The organism is Aliagarivorans taiwanensis DSM 22990, assembly GCF_000429505.1.
GTDB classification, from domain to species: domain Bacteria; phylum Pseudomonadota; class Gammaproteobacteria; order Enterobacterales; family Celerinatantimonadaceae; genus Aliagarivorans; species Aliagarivorans taiwanensis.
In genome coordinates this window covers 62531-79867 of sequence record NZ_AUBZ01000024.1, presented here as the reverse complement: position 1 = coordinate 79867, position 17337 = coordinate 62531, and the positions used below count along the sequence as shown (strand labels likewise).

General features: G+C 54.7%; 17 protein-coding genes and 2 pseudogenes. 13 read left to right on the top strand and 6 right to left on the bottom strand.

From position 1 onward, the window contains the following. Positions 1-341 (top strand): annotated as a pseudogene (locus G462_RS0112775) (IS4 family transposase); the annotation flags it as partial. 150 nt (positions 342-491) lie between these two features. Next, positions 492-803, top strand: a pseudogene (locus G462_RS22750) (DUF3427 domain-containing protein); the annotation flags it as partial. Between the two features lie 232 nt (positions 804-1035). On the opposite strand, the gene G462_RS0112765 reads toward G462_RS22750, so the two are convergent. Beyond that, entirely contained in the window at positions 1036-2142 is a 1107-nt protein-coding gene (locus G462_RS0112765; protein WP_026959335.1) for a Fic family protein, read from the bottom strand. A 364-nt stretch (positions 2143-2506) separates the two neighbouring features. Here G462_RS0112765 and G462_RS0112760 point away from each other — a divergent pair, with 364 nt between their 5' ends. The 11 genes from G462_RS0112760 to G462_RS0112710 all read left to right on the top strand — a co-directional run bounded on the left by G462_RS0112760 (position 2507) and on the right by G462_RS0112710 (position 11872). Continuing rightward, on the top strand, positions 2507-4162 hold the full coding sequence (locus tag G462_RS0112760) for an SWIM zinc finger family protein (RefSeq protein ID WP_026959334.1): 1656 nt from the start codon (positions 2507-2509) through the stop codon (positions 4160-4162). 122 nt (positions 4163-4284) lie between these two features. Further along, positions 4285-4713, top strand: coding sequence for a type VII toxin-antitoxin system MntA family adenylyltransferase antitoxin (mntA, locus tag G462_RS24965; protein ID WP_245579565.1), 429 nt, complete (start codon positions 4285-4287; stop codon positions 4711-4713). Then, positions 4710-5138: a type VII toxin-antitoxin system HepT family RNase toxin gene (gene hepT, locus G462_RS24960; RefSeq protein WP_026959332.1), complete on the top strand. Its 429-nt coding sequence runs from the start codon at positions 4710-4712 to the stop codon at positions 5136-5138. Before mntA ends, hepT begins: the two co-directional genes overlap by 4 nt. 162 nt (positions 5139-5300) lie before the next feature. Next, a complete protein-coding gene (gene recQ / locus G462_RS0112745) occupies positions 5301-7433 on the top strand; it encodes a DNA helicase RecQ (protein WP_026959331.1) in 2133 nt (710 codons plus the stop codon). A gap of 266 nt (positions 7434-7699) precedes the next feature. Beyond that, entirely contained in the window at positions 7700-8155 is a 456-nt protein-coding gene (locus G462_RS0112740) for a nucleotidyltransferase substrate binding protein (RefSeq protein WP_026959330.1), read from the top strand. Positions 8156-8157: 2 nt separating this feature from the next. Further along, positions 8158-8478, top strand: coding sequence for a nucleotidyltransferase family protein (locus tag G462_RS0112735; protein ID WP_211234222.1), 321 nt, complete (start codon positions 8158-8160; stop codon positions 8476-8478). 186 nt (positions 8479-8664) lie between these two features. Continuing rightward, complete coding sequence (locus tag G462_RS0112730) at positions 8665-9423, top strand: energy-coupling factor ABC transporter ATP-binding protein (protein WP_051326730.1); 759 nt, start codon at positions 8665-8667, stop codon at positions 9421-9423. Then, complete coding sequence (locus tag G462_RS0112725) at positions 9398-10012, top strand: energy-coupling factor transporter transmembrane component T family protein (protein ID WP_026959327.1); 615 nt, start codon at positions 9398-9400, stop codon at positions 10010-10012. The genes G462_RS0112730 and G462_RS0112725 overlap by 26 nt, the downstream gene beginning before the upstream one ends. Further along, entirely contained in the window at positions 10013-10561 is a 549-nt protein-coding gene (locus tag G462_RS0112720) for a biotin transporter BioY (RefSeq protein WP_026959326.1), read from the top strand. 28 nt (positions 10562-10589) lie between these two features. Beyond that, a complete protein-coding gene (locus G462_RS0112715; protein WP_026959325.1) occupies positions 10590-11396 on the top strand; it encodes a BPL-N domain-containing protein in 807 nt (268 codons plus the stop codon). Between the two features lie 2 nt (positions 11397-11398). Beyond that, positions 11399-11872, top strand: coding sequence for a peptide-methionine (S)-S-oxide reductase (locus tag G462_RS0112710; RefSeq protein WP_026959324.1), 474 nt, complete (start codon positions 11399-11401; stop codon positions 11870-11872). A gap of 26 nt (positions 11873-11898) precedes the next feature. Here the strand turns inward: G462_RS0112710 and eutC are convergent, their stop codons facing one another. The 5 genes from eutC to G462_RS0112685 form a co-directional block, all read right to left on the bottom strand. After that, positions 11899-12810, bottom strand: coding sequence for an ethanolamine ammonia-lyase subunit EutC (gene eutC, locus G462_RS0112705; protein WP_026959323.1), 912 nt, complete (start codon positions 12808-12810; stop codon positions 11899-11901). A 33-nt stretch (positions 12811-12843) separates the two neighbouring features. Beyond that, entirely contained in the window at positions 12844-14244 is a 1401-nt protein-coding gene (locus G462_RS0112700; protein ID WP_026959322.1) for an ethanolamine ammonia-lyase subunit EutB, read from the bottom strand. A gap of 84 nt (positions 14245-14328) precedes the next feature. Then, positions 14329-15369, bottom strand: a complete 1041-nt coding sequence (locus G462_RS0112695) for a TRAP transporter substrate-binding protein (protein ID WP_026959321.1) — start codon at positions 15367-15369, stop codon at positions 14329-14331. A 78-nt stretch (positions 15370-15447) separates the two neighbouring features. After that, positions 15448-16770 carry a TRAP transporter large permease gene (locus G462_RS0112690; protein WP_026959320.1) on the bottom strand — a complete coding sequence of 441 codons (1323 nt, stop codon included), beginning with the start codon at positions 16768-16770 and terminating at the stop codon, positions 15448-15450. Then, complete coding sequence (locus G462_RS0112685; protein ID WP_245579564.1) at positions 16767-17330, bottom strand: TRAP transporter small permease subunit; 564 nt, start codon at positions 17328-17330, stop codon at positions 16767-16769. Before G462_RS0112685 ends, G462_RS0112690 begins: the two co-directional genes overlap by 4 nt. Between the last annotated feature and the right edge of the window lie 7 nt (positions 17331-17337).

The window sequence follows — 17337 nt, the reverse complement described above, 5'->3', positions numbered from 1 at the left end:
TGGAGCGCATGAGCGTCATACTCGCCTTTATTGCCACCCGTTTACTGCAGTTACGTTTTATCAAAGAGGTCGAGCCGAACGGCACAACCATGAACTGCGAACACGTGATGAGCACGAAGGCTTGGAAACTGTTGTGGATGAAAACGGTAGGAAAGCCACTACCCACGGGCATTCCGGATATGCACTGGGCTTACGAGAGCCTCGCCAGACTAGGTGGATGGAAAGATACAAAACGAACAGGCCGAGCGTCTGTGAAGGTGTTGTGGGAAGGATGGTTTAAGTTGCAAACCATCCTTGAAGGCTATGAGCTTGCGATGTCTCTTGAGCACGGGGACTTGTGATCAAGAGACAGCCCAATAGGGTGGCTTTTTTTATCCCAAGTAATCCTATACCCATACAGATTGTGTGTGCTGTGTTCTGTTTTGGGGCTCTGCTGCGGTGCGAAACTAGCGGGGTGGCCCAGCATGTAGCTTAGTAGCGTGTCCAGTATTAGCGGTGCGGATCAGTATCATGACTACGCGATTAACGAACTCCTTTTCCATTGGCAGTCGCAAAACAGTGCGAGGCCAGAAAGGGGGCGGGGGTTGGAGTACATTCAACATCAAGAAATGGCCAAGCGACTGTTTTTGTTTGTGCGTGAGCAAACCAAAGATGAATACGGCCGCACCATGGGTTTTGTGAATTACGGTGAAGTGAAATACGTATCGCACACAGGCTCACAGCCGATGAGTATTACTTGGCAGTTAAAAGAGCCAATGCCGCACTTTATGTGGCAACAAGCGGCTAAGTTGGCAGCGGGCTAGTCTAGATTGCAGTGGCATTGGGCGGGCAACGTGGCCGCGACAATCGCTACTTTGAAAGCTATGAGCAAGGTGGGGCACAGTGGTATCACTTGCCGCAAAATACGTTTTTGTAAAAATTTAAGCAACATGCTGCCGAAGAAATCCGCTATTTAGCGTTAGCAGTTGTTGAGCTAGTACAGCTAATCTCAGTAACGAAGAGTTTGCGAAGGAAATTCCCTCCCCTCGCTCCTAGTCAGCGCGCTCTACCAATTTGATACCGCGTACTACGCCCGCCAGCCTCTGTTTTAACCAGATACCCCAGCTGTACTAGCTGTGCCAGATGGCGGGTGGCTGTAGCTCTGCTTACCTTTGCCACTTTTTGGTATTGGCTGGCGCTGATCCCTTGGTCAAAGTCGCCATCGAGTAAGCGATTCAGTACTTTGACTTGTTGGGCGTTAAGTTGAGTTTGGTCAGCTTTACGCCAGAAGTTGGTCTTGAGAACGATCTGCTCAATATCGTTAAGTGCATGATTGATGGCATCGTTGAGTGTTTCGAGAAACCAGCATAGCCATGGGGTGATCGCGAGCGAACCTTTTTGGCTTTGCTCAAGGATGTCGTAATAGGCTTTGCGTTGGTCGAGTATGCTTATCGACATGGCATAGAAGCGCACCGATTGCTGCTCCGATTGAGCAAGCGCTAAGTCGGTGAGAAGACGAGTGATGCGCCCGTTACCGTCATCCAATGGATGCAGGGTTACGAACCATAAATGGGTGATCGCTGCGCGTAGTAAAGGGTCCAGCGCGCTGTCTTCGCGGCTTAGGTTAAACCAATCGATAAACTGAGCGAGCTCGGCTTCCAAGCCTTCTCTCGGTGGCGCTTCGAAGTGCACCGTTGGCTTATCGAGTCGCCCAGATACCACTTGCATCGGTGAGTTTCCGCGAAGCTCTCCACCTGTTACCGGGTTGAACAAGGCATGCCCTTCCGGAAACAGTTGCTTGTGCCAGCCAAGGATGCGCTCAAGTGTTAATGGCGCTTGTTGGTTGGTGACGGCGTCTAACATGATTTCTGCCACGCCTTCACTTTGGGCTGTGGTTGGGTAGGGCTGAGCTTCACTTAGGCCCAACCGGTTAGCCAGTGAAGAGCGCACCGAAGAGGCATTGAGCTTCTCTCCTTCGATAGCGCTGGAGTGGACAATGTTTGCTAACAAGGTATCTAGCGCAGCTTGCTGCTGCTCTCCCTCGATACTACTTATTTTTCCCAGCAATATACCTTGATTCAGGCGCACTTGGCGCAGCAAGGGATTGATAGCATCACTACCCCATTCAAAGCTTGGCCAGTTTGCTTGCTGCCAAATCCACATGCTCTGCTCCCACTTGTCTTGTCACTATGAGGCAAATAGCTATCCTAATTGCCTCATTACGTGAGTCGAATATACCAACTATTTGCCTAACAAGCGAGCGGGCCTCCATTTTCTATCGTGTCGATGGAGCTGGGGCTAGCGGACTAGTCGTAGCCAACTGTGAGGTGATTAGCCTGCATATTTGCCTCATGGTATGAGTCGAATGTTTCTTGTGGCTGCGGGCTAAGAGCTTGAAGCGTGCGCTGCGAATTTTCCGTTCACAGTACGAGATTATCGGCATCTTAATGGCTGTGGGGGTGATCTGAGAAGGCGATGGCGATACTATCTTTTTTCGACTAACCCGATTAAATGATAAGCCTTCTTGATGAACACTCCCCCCTCCAAAGAGAACTTCCCCGACAGGCAGACCTTGCTAGAGCATGCTGGTAAGACCACCTTTAACAAGGGCTTAGCGCTATTTAACAAAGGGGCGGTTAAGCAAGTGCGTTACCTCGGTGACGGTGTTCAAGCTTCAGTGCAGGGAAGTTACTTGTATCGGGTGCAGTATCATTTGGGGCTAGATGGTTTTGAATGCAACTGCCCCGCGGCTGAGTATCAGTATTTGTGTAAGCATGGCGTGGCGCTAGGGCTCTACTGTCTGGCTCACCCACAGGATGATGATAGCAAAAGCGATGAGCAGACCATTCGGGAGTTTTTGACTACCTACTCGCAGCCACAGCTTATTGATTTAGTTGTCGGTATGCTGGCGAAGGACAACCTGCAGTGGCACCGTATTTTGGCGAAGGCAGAGCTAGCCGACGATGACTTGGGGGTGAACGAGTTAAAGCGAATTATCGAGGTTGCGTTGGAGCCAGAAGATCTATGGGATTGGCAAGAGGTTCGCGACTATTTTACTGATGCCGAAGCGCAGCTAGAGCTGCTGTGGGAGCAGTTGCCTAAGCACTCCGCCGAGCAGCAGTGGGCTTTACTCGAGCAAGGGTTGCTGTCCCTGAATCGCGCACTGGAGCAGGTGGATGATTCGGCCGGGCACCGCTTTGATATTCAAGGTGAGTTGTGCTCTCGCATGGTTGAGGTGTTTAAGCAACTGCCGTGGTCACTTGAGCAGCAAGCTCAGTGGCTGTTCTCCTTACTTGAGTCAGATAACGATGTTTCTCCCTCTTTGGATGATTTTGCGCTTAGCCCCGAGCTGCTAGGTGCCTTAGCCGAGCGTTGTGAGGCGCATCTGGAAGAGATCAGAGAGCAGTTGGAGGACGTTCCTTCGTGGCGGTTGCGCCGTTTCGTCGCGCCTTTGTTGAGGCGGTCTCAAAATCGGCAAGACTGGCGAGAAGAGCTTAGGGTTCGCTCTCTCATTGCTCGTAATTCGAATGATTATCTGCAGCTCTCTAAGTTATGTGTGACCTACGATGATGCATTGGATGCAGAGTACTGGTTGCAAAAAGCGCGTTCAAACGCCACTCCCTTTGAGCTAAGAGCTTGTGATGAGTTAGCGGTTAAAATTAAGTTGGAACTGGGCGAGAACAAAGCCGCATGGCAGCTAGCTTGGCAACTATTTGAGCAGCGCCCGCGTTTTTCTGACTACCAAGAGTTGGCAAAGCTGCATCAGCAATTGAATCAGCCGATGGCCGATTTTATTGCTGCGGTAGAGCCTTTATTGGCGACTCAAGGTGATGCCCTGCTGGCCTTTTATCTCGAGCAGGAAGAGATCGCCAAGGCGCGACTTTGGGCTCAAGCTAATCCGGCCTCAGAGCGTTTGAAGTTGGCCTTGGCTGATAAAATCATCGTTGAACACACCAGTGAGACCATTACTTTGTATCTGACTCAAGTTAAGGCGCAGATAGAGCAAACTCACAACGAGGCGTATGCCTACGCCGCTGAGTTACTTAAGCAACTGAGGCAGAACCTGCTTTCCCACAAACTACCTTTGGATGAGTTTAATCAAATGGTAGAGAACTTGGCGTTGGAGTACCGCCGCAAGCGCAATATGCTGGCGATCCTCAAGGCTAACTTTTTGGGTCAGTAGGCGTAGGCTGCGGGGTCTCGGAGATTTGTCGAACTATGTGGCTACGCAACAGGGCGAGATAGTCTGGGCTTCGTAAGCTTATGGTACTATCTTCTTTATATTCATCTCGTTAGGTAAGTAAGTTGGCCTGCCAAGAGCAAATCGAAAACAACACCGAACGTCTAACAGCGTTATCTCGGTTAGCCGAAGCCAATCAAGATGTCGCTGTGTTGTGGCTGTATGGCTCACGAGCTAAAGGTAACTACTCGGACTCCAGCGATTGGGATTTAGCCGTGGCCTTTGAACCGCCATCGTTAGCAGATCCCCTCGAGCGCAGACTGCGGCCTGAGCTGTTAGCGATGGACTGGCAGCGAGCCTTAGGTTTACCTGAAGGAAAGCTGTCGATCATTGATATTAACTCAGCCCCTGTTCCTTTGGCCTTTGCTGCTATTGATGCCTGTACTGTCGTTTTCAGCGCAGATGAAGCGCGCAGACTGCGAGAGGAGCAGCGCATTATGTCTAAGATGGAGCATGATGTGTTGACCAATCAAAAAACAGAGAAGTATTCATGAGTGATAATGCCTATATCGTGGCACTACGCAGAAGTATGGCTCGCTATCAATCTGAGCTAGCTGAGATCAAAGCACTGTTAGTTGAACGCCCTTTATCAAACTTGGAATATCGTGCGGCAGAACGCAGCTTACAGGTGGCGATCGAAGGGTGCATTGGCGTCGCCAAACATTGGGCAAAGTCCCTAGCTGGGCATAGCCCGCAAGATGCCTATCAAGCATTTGAGATGTTGGCCCAGCAGCAAAAGCTCTCGCTCGACTCACTGGTGGGTTGGCGTAAGATCATCGGTCTGCGCAATGCCTTGGTGCATGACTATCTCAATATTGACCCGCAAATTATTCGCTCAGTGATCGAACAAGGCCACACTCAACAACTGTTCGAGTTTGTGGAGCTTGGCCTGCTAGCGCTGTCTGAGCAGTCAGACTGAGGCAATTAGCCTGCTTAATTGCCTCATAGCATGAGGCGATTAGCGCGCGTATTCGCCTCATCACTGATTTTTCCCACCCGTACTGCACTAACATTCCCATCAACGAGCAAGCTGAGATCCGGTACACTTAGCCCATCAGTCACTCAACCACGAGCCAACACCTTGACGCCAAACCCTCTCGATCTCCTTAAATCCGTCTTCGGTTACGATAACTTTCGCCATCAGCAGCAGGCGATTATCGACACCCTAGTGGCGGGGCAGGATGTGCTTACCTTGATGCCTACCGGTGGGGGCAAGTCGCTGTGTTATCAGATCCCAGCGATGGTACGCCCGGGTGTGGGGATTGTGGTGTCGCCGTTGATTGCTTTGATGAAGGATCAGGTAGATGCATTGCATCAGGTTGGGGTATCGGCGGCCTATTTGAACTCCACGCTAAGCAGCATGGAGCAGCGCGAGGTGGAAGATTGGCTACTGCAAGGCCAGTTGCAGCTGCTGTATGTCGCCCCCGAGCGCTTGATGATGGAGTCGACCCTGCAGCTATTGTCGCAGTGCCAGATATCGCTGTTTGCCATCGATGAGGCCCACTGTGTGAGCCAGTGGGGGCACGATTTTCGGCCCGAATATCAGCAGCTGTCGGTATTGCATCAGCGCTTCCCCAATGTGCCGCGGATTGCCCTTACCGCCACCGCAGACCAGCGAACCAAGCAAGAGATTATTACCCAGCTAGGCCTTGGCGAGGCGCAGGTGTTTGTGCACAGCTTCGATAGGAGCAATATTCGCTACCATGTGAGCGAGCCGTCGAATGCCAAGAACGAGCTGTGGAACTTCCTTAGCGAGCACCACCCTGAAGATGCTGGCGTTATCTACTGCCTGTCACGTAAAAAGGTGGAAGATACCGCCGAGTGGCTAACTCGCCAAGGGCGGGTGGCGCTGCCCTATCACGCGGGCATGCCCAGCGAGAAGCGCAACGAGCATCAGCAGCGCTTCTTGCGCGAAGAGGGGGTGATCATTGTTGCCACCATCGCCTTTGGTATGGGCATCGATAAGCCCGATGTGCGCTTTGTGGCTCACCTAAGCCTGCCGAAAAGCATCGAGTCCTACTATCAGGAAACCGGCCGTGCCGGGCGTGATGGCGAACCGGCCAACGCCTGGATGGCCTATGGCATGCAGGATATGGTGCTGCAGCAGCAAATGGTGCAAAACTCCGAGGGCAGCGAGGCCTACAAACAGGTACAAAGCCAGAAGCTCAACGCCTTGCTGGGCTATTGCGAGCTGGTTACCTGCCGCCGACAAACCCTGCTGGCCTATTTTAATGAGACCCTGCCTGAGCCCTGTGGCAACTGCGATAACTGCCTAAACCCGCCGACCACCTGGGATGGCACCGAAGCCGCGCGTAAGGCGCTATCGACTATCTACCGCTGTGACCAGCGCTTTGGCGTGACCTACCTGACCAATGTGCTGCTAGGTAAAGCCGATGACCGGATTACCCGCTTCGGCCACGACAAGGTCTCCACCTTTGGCATTGGCACTGAGCTAAACGCCGCCCAGTGGAAGGGGGTGTTTCGCCAGCTTATCGCCATGAACTTGGTGGAAGTGGAGGGTGAGTACCACAGCCTGAAGCTCACTCCGCTATGCCGACCGATTTTACGTGGCGAGCAAGAGGTGCAGCTACGTGAGCTGCGCAAGGCCAAGGGCAAAGCCAAGAAGGCATCCACCTCGAAAGCCGCGGCCGACCTATCGCCTGCCGATCTCGCACAGTTCGAAGCCCTTAAAGTGGTGCGCAGCGCCCTTGCCAAAGAGCAGAACGTACCGGCTTATATGATTTGTCACGATGCCAGCTTGAAGGCGATTGCGCAGACTCGCCCGCAAGACTTAGCAGGCCTAGGCGAGATCTCCGGCTTTGGTGAATCCAAGGTCGCCAAATATGGCGAGCAGCTGCTGGCGGTGGTGGATCCCAAAGCCAAAGAGCTGCGCACCTTAAGTAACACCGAGCTGACTACCCTAGAGCTGTATCAAGCCAGTGGCTCGGTGGCCGAGGTCGCCCAGCAGCGCGGCTTGAGTGAGACAACCATTACCGCCCACCTAAGCGCTGCCATCGAGAGCGGCGCCTGCAAGCTTGAACAGGTGGTATCACTCAACGAGTATGAACTGCTGACCATCTCCGATGCGATCAACCGTTTGGGGTTGAGCGGCGACAGCAAGTTAAAGCCACTGTTTGAGGAGCTAAATCAGCAGTTCGACTACGGTGTGCTGCGCTGCGTGTTGGCATCACTAGCATTTCAACAGCAGGGTTAGTGTTTTGCTTGCAATTAAGTGCGCTTTTTTCAGTCCCTGTTACAATGCCCAAAATCAGATTTTATCAATAAGATAGCTGGCAAAAAGGGAATCACTAGCGAGATTGCGGTGATGTGTCCTTTGGGCCAAACAGAGTAAAGGCGAGTACTAAGCCGAGCTGTTGTTTAGTCGTTAAGTTGAGTAGGGCGGGTGAGCCATACTAATTTTAATCGACTAGGTGTGTTTACTGCATGCCCAGCTACTGAGCTAACTGCCGGAGATGTCCGATGATCGACTATAGCAAGCTGCGCCAAGCGTTAAGCCATTTAGAAAAGCAGTACCATAACTACCAGCACCTTGACGCCTCTTTACCATCCATTACCCAAGAAGCGGTGGCTGAATCGGTAATCCAGCGCTTTGAAACTTGCTGGGATTGCCTGTGGAAGGTGGTAAAGCGTTATTTAAACCAAGAACTGGGTTTGCCTGAGGTGCCGAATAGCCCGAAGCCGATTATGCGCCTTGCTGGTGACAACCTTTTACTTGGGCGGGAGCAGCCACAACAAGCCGTAGAACAGTGGCTTGGCTACGCGGCAGCCCGTATTGCCACCTCTCATGATTACAGCGGTGAAAAGGCTCAACAAGCATTATTGTTAATGAGTAGTTTTGTTCCTGCAGCCATCGCGTTGTATGAGCAGATGAGTGGTGAGCAATGGCAGCAAATCAGCGCAGAGGGTGGAAAGTAAGTTTGATTCGCACAGTTACCCTCGACCTAAGCCCAGCCCAGCTAAGCGAACTCCGGTCTTTGCTTGAGCAACACCTACCGAGTACAGAAGTGTGGGCTTATGGCTCACGCATTCAGGGCACCGCTCGCCCAACCTCTGATCTGGATTTGGTGGCTTTTATCGAGCGATCACAAGCCCCAGCGTTAGAGGTTTTAAAAGAAGCGCTGGAAGACAGTAACCTGCCGTTTGCAGTGGATTTGTTTGCTTGGCATGAAGTGCCGGAAAGCTTCCAGCGTAACATTCAAGCACAGCATTGCGTGTTACAAGGCAAGAGTGTCGGCTGAGCTGATTGAAATGCCGCTCGCTTTTGGCCCTCCAAACATTCTTGAGCAATTAGTGCGCTTTTGCGCCAATGGTAAAGCACAGCGCAGGACTTAGCGCTAGGGCGGGCTGGCGCATTTCCCCGCCCTGACAAACTTGCTACTATGCGGCGCGATACCTTCAATGGATGTTTTGGTCAGCAAAGTAATATGAACAGCACTACCCGCACCGATCTGCCAGCTGATGGCGGCCTGTCTATTAAGCTCCATGAGCTTAGCCTGAGCATTGAAGGCAAGACCATACTCGACAATCTCACCCTCGATGCTCAGGTGAAACGCTTGGGAGTGGTGGGGCGCAATGGCTCCGGCAAATCGAGCCTGTCTCGGGTGCTGTCTGGCTTGGTGGAAGCGAAATCTGGCGAGCTGCTGGTCGATGGCTTCAACCCCTTTAAAGACCGCAAAGCTGCCCTGCGCGGCATTGGCCTGCTGTTCCAAAACCCCGACCATCAGATCATCTTCCCCACCGTGTTGGAAGAGGTGGTATTTGGCCTGCGCCAACTGGGGCAAAGCAAGCAGCTGGCCAAGCAGAACGCCTTGGCCACGCTGGCCGCCTTTGGCAAAGAGCACTGGCAAGATGCCCATGTGGCTAGCCTGTCCGGTGGGCAAAAACACTTGGTGTGTTTGATGGCGGTGATGGCCATGCAGCCGAGCCTGATTATCCTCGATGAGCCTTTTGCGGGGCTGGATATTCCCACCAAAAAGCAGCTCACTCGTTATTTAAGTCAGTTCCCCGGTAGCCTGATCCATATCAGCCACGACCCAGACGACTTAGCCGGTTACGAGCAAATGCTGTGGCTGGAGGGCGGTAAGATCGCCGCTTTTGGCGCAAGCAGTGAGGTGCTGCCAGCTTACTTGGCTCGAATGCACAAGATTGGAGACGGTGATGATATCTCTCAGCTCGCCGGTTGAAACCCGGGCCCATCGCTGGCCGGCGGGCGTAAAGCTGGCGCTGCTTAGTGTTACTACGCTGGGGCTGTTTCTCACCAATAACCCGCTATTTCATGCGGTGATTTTGCTGGCGGTCATCACGCTGTATGCCTTGCCCGGCAAGGTGTTTTTTCTAAGTGGTTGTCGGCACCTGCGGATCCTCGCGCCGTTTATCGTAATCCTGATGCTATGGCATGGCTTAAGTGACGATTTGGCCTACGGCGCCACGATTACCATGCGCTTGGTGTCGGCGGTATCGATGGCCAACCTGTTGACCATGACCACTCGCCTGACCGACATGATGGAAGTGGTGCGCTTTTTAGCGCGGCCACTGCGCCGGCTTGGGCTTAACCCGCGGGTATTGGAGCTGTCGATGGCGTTGGTGATCCGCATGACCCCAACGCTGGTGAGCCGCGGCAAGACTCTCTCTCAGGCCTGGCGCGCGCGCTCTAATCGCCGCTCTGGTTGGCGGATCATTTTACCCTTTACCGTACTCGCGCTAGACGATGCGGACCACGTTGCTCAGGCACTGCGCGCGCGCGGCGGCCTCATTGATATGGAAGATGAATAGATGGAAAAGAATGTTGTATATATCGCCTTGTTTGCTGCCTTGGTGGCTGCGCTAGGCTTAACCCCGCGCATTTACTTGGGCTTTGGCGTGCCGATTACCGTTCAAACCGTGGGCGTGATGCTGTGTGGCTCGATGTTGGGGGCCAAGCGCGGCGCTTTGGCGATGCTGCTGTTCTTGTTGGTGATGTCGGCGGGCTTGCCGGTGGTCGCTGGTGGCTTGGGTGGCCTTGGCATGTTTGTCTCGGTAACCGGTGGCTTCTTGGTGGGCTGGCCGTTTGCAGCCTTTGTGACTGGCCTGATTGTTGAGAAGTGGCGTGGCCCATCGCTGGCGGTGGTCGCAACCATTGCCTCCATGGTGGGCGGCATCTTGGTGATGTATGTCTTCGGTGTGATTGGCATGTCGATTGTGTTGGAAAAAACGCTATTGGAATCGACCCTACTGGTGTTGGCGTTTGTTCCCGGTGATATCGTGAAGGCGGTGGTTGCGGGTACACTGACGGCAGCCATCTACAAGGCGCGTCCAGCCAGCGTATTATCGCGCGCCAACTAAGCCTCGTTTAGCCCGGGAGTAAAACAGCATGAAGATACTGATCTACTCAGACAACGTATCGGCCAACCATGTGCTGTATTACTCGCTGGGCAAGCTGCGCGGCAAGCAGGGCATCTACTTTGTGAATGCCAACGAGATCCTCGCTGGCGCACTCGATGCCGACATCAACCTGTTTGTGATGCCCGGCGGCGCTAGCCGCTATAAAGCCGCCAAGCTCAATGGCGAGGCCAACCGACGTATCAAGGATTACGTTGCCCAAGGGGGGCGCTACCTCGGTATCTGCGCCGGTGCCTATATGGCCTGCGAAACCACCCACTGGGCCAAAGATCAGCCCTATGAGATTGTTACCCAGAACGAACTAAGCTTCTTCCCCGGTTTGGCCAAAGGCCCGGTTGAAGCCTTCGGTCGCGGCGACAGCTACAACGGCACTGCGCCCCGCTTAGTTGAAATAGAGCTGGCAGAATCAGGCTTTGCTAGCCCTAACCCTTTGTGTTTTAAGTCGCTGTATATCGGCGGTTGCGTCTTTGAAAAAAGAGCTGAAACGAGAGCTGAGCCAAGCGCTGAATCAAGCATTGAACCAAACGATGAGACCGGCTTCCAAGTGCTGGCGCGCTTCTCCGAGCTGCCCGATAAACCGGCGGCGATTGTCAGCGGCGAGCATGGCCAAGGCCGCTGGCTGCTGTGCTCACCCCATCCAGAGTATGACCATGAAGCCTTGCAGCTATTGGCATTCGATGTGGTCGGCAACGACTACTCGGGTTTCAATGCGATTGGCGCATCAGCCAAGCTCGATCTAAGCCTGCTCGACTACCTACTCAATACCTTGGAGCGATAAGTATGGAACACGTCTATTTTGCTGGTGGCTGCCTGTGGGGCGTGCAGGAATTTATGCGCCATTTACCGGGTGTGGTAAGCACCGAGGCGGGGCGCGCCAACGGCAGCGCTAACACCACTGCGGGCGAGTACGATGGCTATGCCGAATGCGTGCGCACCGAGTTCGACCCAAGCCTTGTCTCCCTTGAGCGCTTGATGGATTACTTCTTCGAGATTATCGACCCCTACAGCGTGAACAAGCAGGGCGAGGATGTCGGCGAGAAGTACCGTACCGGAGTCTACAGCCAAGACCCACAGCACCTGGCGATAGCCAGCGGCTATATCGCGAAACGCGCCGATGCCGACAAGATTGCCGTGGAAGTACTGCCGCTGACTAACTACGTGAAAAGCGATGCAGAGCACCAAGACCGGCTAACCCTGCGCCCCGGCGATTACTGCCATATCCCGCTGGATTTGCTGCATAAGTACAAGCGCTAGCCCAAGCAGATAGCTCGCGACACGCTCTAACCAATCAAAAAACTACTGGTCGCATCTGATTCTAACTGCGCCTCTTCCTCCAGCCCCACTGAGCGGTCTTTTAGACCGATGCCGGTAAGCTGTAACTTCATCGATTCACTCAGCAGATAGTGCGCTTTGTGGGCCGCTTCCTCATAGGGCAGGCCTTCCGGGCGGATATTGGAGATGCAGTTACGGCTGGAATCTTTGGCGCCGCGCTTAGGCGCCCATGTTAGGTAGATCCCCATGCTATCGGGGGAGGTGAGCCCGGGTCGCTCGCCAATCATGATAAGGGTTATCTTGGCATTGAGGCATTCGCCCACATCATCGCCCACCGCGACCCGGCCTTGGGTGACAATGGTAATCGGTGCCAGTGACCAAGTGTGGGCGTCATCGCCGCTAAGCTTTTCAACCAGCCGTTCAATCACCGGCAATGCATGCTTTTGGATGGCGGTGGAGGAGAGGCCATCGGCCACCACTATCGCCAAATCGTACTCTTGTTGCCCTTGGTGCTGCCCTTTGTGCTGCTCTTGGCGCTGTTCTTGATGATGATATTCGGCGCGCGCATCACACAGTTGCTGCCAGCAAGCCTCGCTGAGCTGTCGGCCGAGATCGGGGCGTTGTAGGTAGACCATGCGGTCGCTGGCCTTGCTTTGCACCAGCAAAGGCGGGGTAGTTATCACGTGGCTAAGTGAGTGAGAGGCTACAAGCTGTTGGTTGAGCGTGGCCACATCCAGCGCACGGTGCACCGCATCGATGGCGCGGGCATGGTCGAGCTGAAAGTCCAGCAACTCGCCGGTGGGAATGCTGGTGCCGGTGCGGCCCAGTGCAATTCGCGCCGAGGTAAACTGCTTGAGGCTCTGCCAGCGGCTTTCGGTGACCACTGACTCATCCTGTGGCTTGCTCACTAACTTGCTCATGCGTCTCCTTTAATTATCTAGTTACCGTTTTAGTTACTTGTCACTGAGCAGGGCGATGGAGGCACCAAAGGGCTTAGCCAGTTGTTGGTTCAGCCTTACCTTGTCGACATCGCTGAAGATCTCCATCTGCGCCAGCCAGCTTTCAAACTCCGGTGCGGGCTTCAGGCCGAGCGCTTTGCGCGCGTACAGCGCATCATGAAACGAGGTGGTTTGGTAGTTGAGCATAATGTCGTCGGAGCCGGGGATGCCCATGATAAAGGTGCAACCGGCTACCCCGAGCAGGGTGAGCAGGTTGTCCATATCGTTCTGATCGGCATAGGCGTGGTTGGTGTAGCAGATATCGCAGCCCATCGGCAGGCCGAGTAGCTTGCCGCAGAAGTGATCTTCCAGCCCGGCGCGGATGATCTGCTTGCCATCGAACAGGTATTCGGGGCCGATAAAACCGACCACGGTGTTGACCAGCAGCGGGTCGAACTGGCGGGCTACCGCATAGGCGCGCGCCTCGCAGGTTTGCTGGTCTACGCCGAAGTAGGCGTCGGCCGACAGCGCGGTACCTTGGCCGGTTTCAAAATACATCACGTTGTTGCCCACCGTACCGCGTTTCAGCGATAGCGCTGCCTCGTGGGCTTCTTTAAGCACCGCCAAGTTCACCCCGAAGGTGTCGTTGGTGCCTTGGGTGCCGCCAATGGACTGAAACACCAAATCCACTGCCGCGCCTTGCTCAATCGCCTCGATGGTATTGGTGACATGGGTTAGCACGCAGGACTGGGTGGGGATCTGGTAGTGCTGGATTACCTCTTCGAGCATGGCCAGCAGCTTGATGGTTTGCGGCACGTTATCGGTGGCCGGGTTAATGCCAATCACTGCATCGCCATTGCCATACATCAGCCCATCGAAGATGGTGGCGGCGATACCGTCGAGCGAGTCGGTGGGGTGATTGGGCTGCAGGCGAGTTGAGAGCCGCCCGGGCAGGCCAATGGTGTTGCGAAAGGCGCTGACGACATGGCATTTCTTGGCGACCAGGATCAGGTCCTGATTGCGCATAATCTTACTGACCGCGGCGACCATCTCTGGGGTAAGGCCATCGCGTAGCGCTGATAGTGCTTGGCTATCGGCCGCGTCGCTAAGCAGCCAGTTACGAAAATCACCCACAGTCATATGTGAGATGGGGGCGAAGGCTGCGAGCTGGTGGCTGTCGATAATCAGCCGGGTGATCTCGTCACTTTCGTAGGGGATGACCGCTTCGGTTAAGAAGGTTTTTAGCGGTACATCGGCCAGGGCCATCTGGGCGATCACCCGCTGTTCGGCGCTTTCGGCAATAACGCCTGCCAGCGCATCACCGGAGCGTTCCGGCGTTGCCTTGGCCATTAGCTCGGCCAGTGAGCCGAAGTGGTAGACCTTGTCTCCTTGCTGCCAGCGGTAGCTTGCGGTCATTTACATCTCTCTAGGGTTTCGAATGGGAGTCAACAAGCAGCGGCTTAACGCTTGCTTCTCGCTTAAGCCGCTGTTGTTTTAAGGCTAGCTGTAACGGTAAGGACGGCCAGCTTTTTCCATATCGGCGTTGTATTTCTTGAAGATTTCCACCACTTTCGCCTTAACCGGCGACTCTTTGGCGATCTCATCCCAGAATTTATGCGCATCGGCCTCAACGGTGGCCCATTCGGCATCGGGGATTGAGGTTAGCTTCATATCGGCGCCTTCCACCCGCAGCTTGGCTTCGCCGCCCCAGTACCACCACTGGCGGTAATAGTGCGAGCTGTCCATCACCAAAGTAAGCAGCTCTTTGAGGTGGTCGGGCAGGGCGTTGTAGCGGTCCATATTGGCGTAGAACGAGCCGATCCATGCACCGGAGATGTTGTTGGTGAGGAAGTAGTCGGTCACCTTCGACCAGCCCACAGTGTAATCCTCGGTAATGCCCGACCAGGCGATACCGTCTAGCTCACCGGTTTGCAGGGCAACTTCGACGTCTTCCCATGGCAGCGATACCGGCACCACACCGTATTTCGCCATAAAGCGGCCCGCGGTGGGGAAGGTGAAGATGCGCAGGCCTTTTAGATCGGCCAGGCTGTTAACTGGTTTCTTGGTGGCGAAGTGACAAGGGTCCCATGCGCCGGCGGAGATGTGTTTCACCCCAACCTTGGCGTATTCCTCTTCCCAGATCTCTTTCAGGCCGTACTGGTTAAACAGCACCGGTACATCTAGCGAGTAGCGGCTGCCGAAGGGGAAGTAGCCGCCAAAGGTGGTCACTTCGGTGGGCGAGGCCATCGAGTCATCGTCGGATTGCACCGCATCGATAATGCCTTTTTGCATGGCGCGGAACAGCTCGTCGGTGGGGACTAGCTGGTCGGCAAAGTACAGCTCGATCTGCATCTCTTCACCGGCGATGCGGTTAAAGGTTTCGATGGCCGGCTTAATCACATGCTCGGCCAGCGCTGGGCCGGCGTAGGTTTGCATGCGCCATTTGATCTTGGGGCTAGCGGCAAAGGTTTTGGCCGGAGCAAGCACCGCCCCTGCGGTTAGCGCGGCGGCACTGGTTAAAAATTTACGTCTTGAGTTCATTGTATCCCTCCAATGGCTCTTGCGAGCTCAATAATGTTGTTGGTGGACTCCGGCCCACCTTGAGTTGCGAGTTTTCAGTTACTTTCCGTACACCGTTTCCGGCAGCCACAGCGCAAGACTTGGAAATATCATGAGCAAAATCAGTGAGAACACCATGATGGCGACGAAGGGGCCAATCGAGCCGTAGATGTCACGCAGGGTGATCTCTGGCGGCGCCATGGCCCGCATCAAAAACAGGTTGTAGCCGAACGGCGGCGTCATGTAGGCAATCTGCGAGGTCACGGTGTAGAGCACGCCGTACCAGATCAAATCGAAGCCCAGCGCATTCACCAGCGGCACATACAGTGGCGCGACAATCACCAGCATGGCGGTGTCGTCCAAAAAGGTGCCCATAATCAGAAACGACAGCTGCATTAGAATCAGAATCGTCCATGGGCTTAGGCCCCACTGCTCGGTAAACAGATCTGCAATCGCATGCACCGCGCCAAGGCCGTCGAATACCGCGCCAAAGCCCAATGCGGCGAGGATGATCCACATAAACATGCAGGAGATGGCCAAGGTGTTGCGCACCGAGTTTTCGAACACCGTACGGGTCATTCGGCGCTTGAGGATGGCCGCCAGCAGCGCGGCCATCGCACCAATCGCCGAGCTTTCTACCAGGCTGGTCCAGCCGTTCACAAAGGGCACCATCATTGCCGCAAAAATGCCGATAGGCAGCGCGCCGGCACCCAACAGGCGCAGCTTCTCGGCGCGCGGTACGTTGCGTTCTTCCTCGCTCAGGGTTGGCCCCAAGCTGGGGTTTAAGCGGCAGCGAATCGCGATATACAAGATAAACAGCACCGCCATCACCAGCCCCGGCACAATCCCGGCCAGCCATAGCTGCCCCACCGGTTGGCGGGCGATCATTGCGTACAGCACCAGCACCACCGAGGGTGGCACCAAGATCCCCAGCGACGAGCCAGCTTGAATAACCCCGGTGACCATCTTCTTGTCGTAGCGCCGCTTGAGTAGCTCCGGCAGCGCAATGGTGGCACCAATCGCCATCCCGGCCACCGACAGCCCGTTCATTGCCGATACCAACACCATCAGGCCGATGGTACCGATGGCCAGCCCACCGGGCATCGGGCCCATCCAGACATGGAACATCTTGTAGAGGTCGTCGGCAATCTTCGATTCAGACAGTACATAGCCCATAAAGATGAACATCGGCAGGGTGAGCATCGGGTACCAGTTCATCAGCTTCATGGCGGCGGTGAAGGGGATCTCCACCCCGCCGGTTCCCCACAGCAAGATGGCGGCGACGGCGGCCACCGCGCCAATGGCGGCAAACACCCGCTGACCGGTTGCCATAAGCAGCATCATCAACGAGAACATGGTGGTTGCGATTAGGCCGTAACTCATTTGATCTCTACTCCTCGGATAGTCGCGATGTCCTTAATCAGCTGCGAGATAGACTGCAGAATCATCAGCACAAAGCCGGTGCACATCACCGCCTTAATCGGCCATATCAGTGGACGCCATGCGGTGCGGCTACGCTGGCCATATTCGAGCGAGTAGAGCATGCTCTCCCACCCGCCATAGAGCAGCACGCCCAAGTAGAAAATCAGGAAGAACACGGTGAAGGCGTCCATCCAGGCTTTGCGCTTGGTCGACCATTCGCCGTAGAACAGGTCCATGCGCACATTGGCGTTGAGCTGGATGGCATAGGCGCCACCGAGGATGTAATAGGACACCATCAGAAACTGGGCCGATTCGAGCGTCCACAGCGATGGCATAAAGAAGGTTTTGGAGATCGACGACCACATAAGCACGCCAATCATCAGGAAGATGCCATACATCATCAAGCGACCGACCCGCCGGTTAAAGCGGTCGACATGCTTGACGTAGGCAAGCAGAAAACCCGGCATTGCCCGCTCTTTGGGCAAGGTGCTTGGCTGTACAGCGCAAGTGACTTGGTTCATTTTTTGC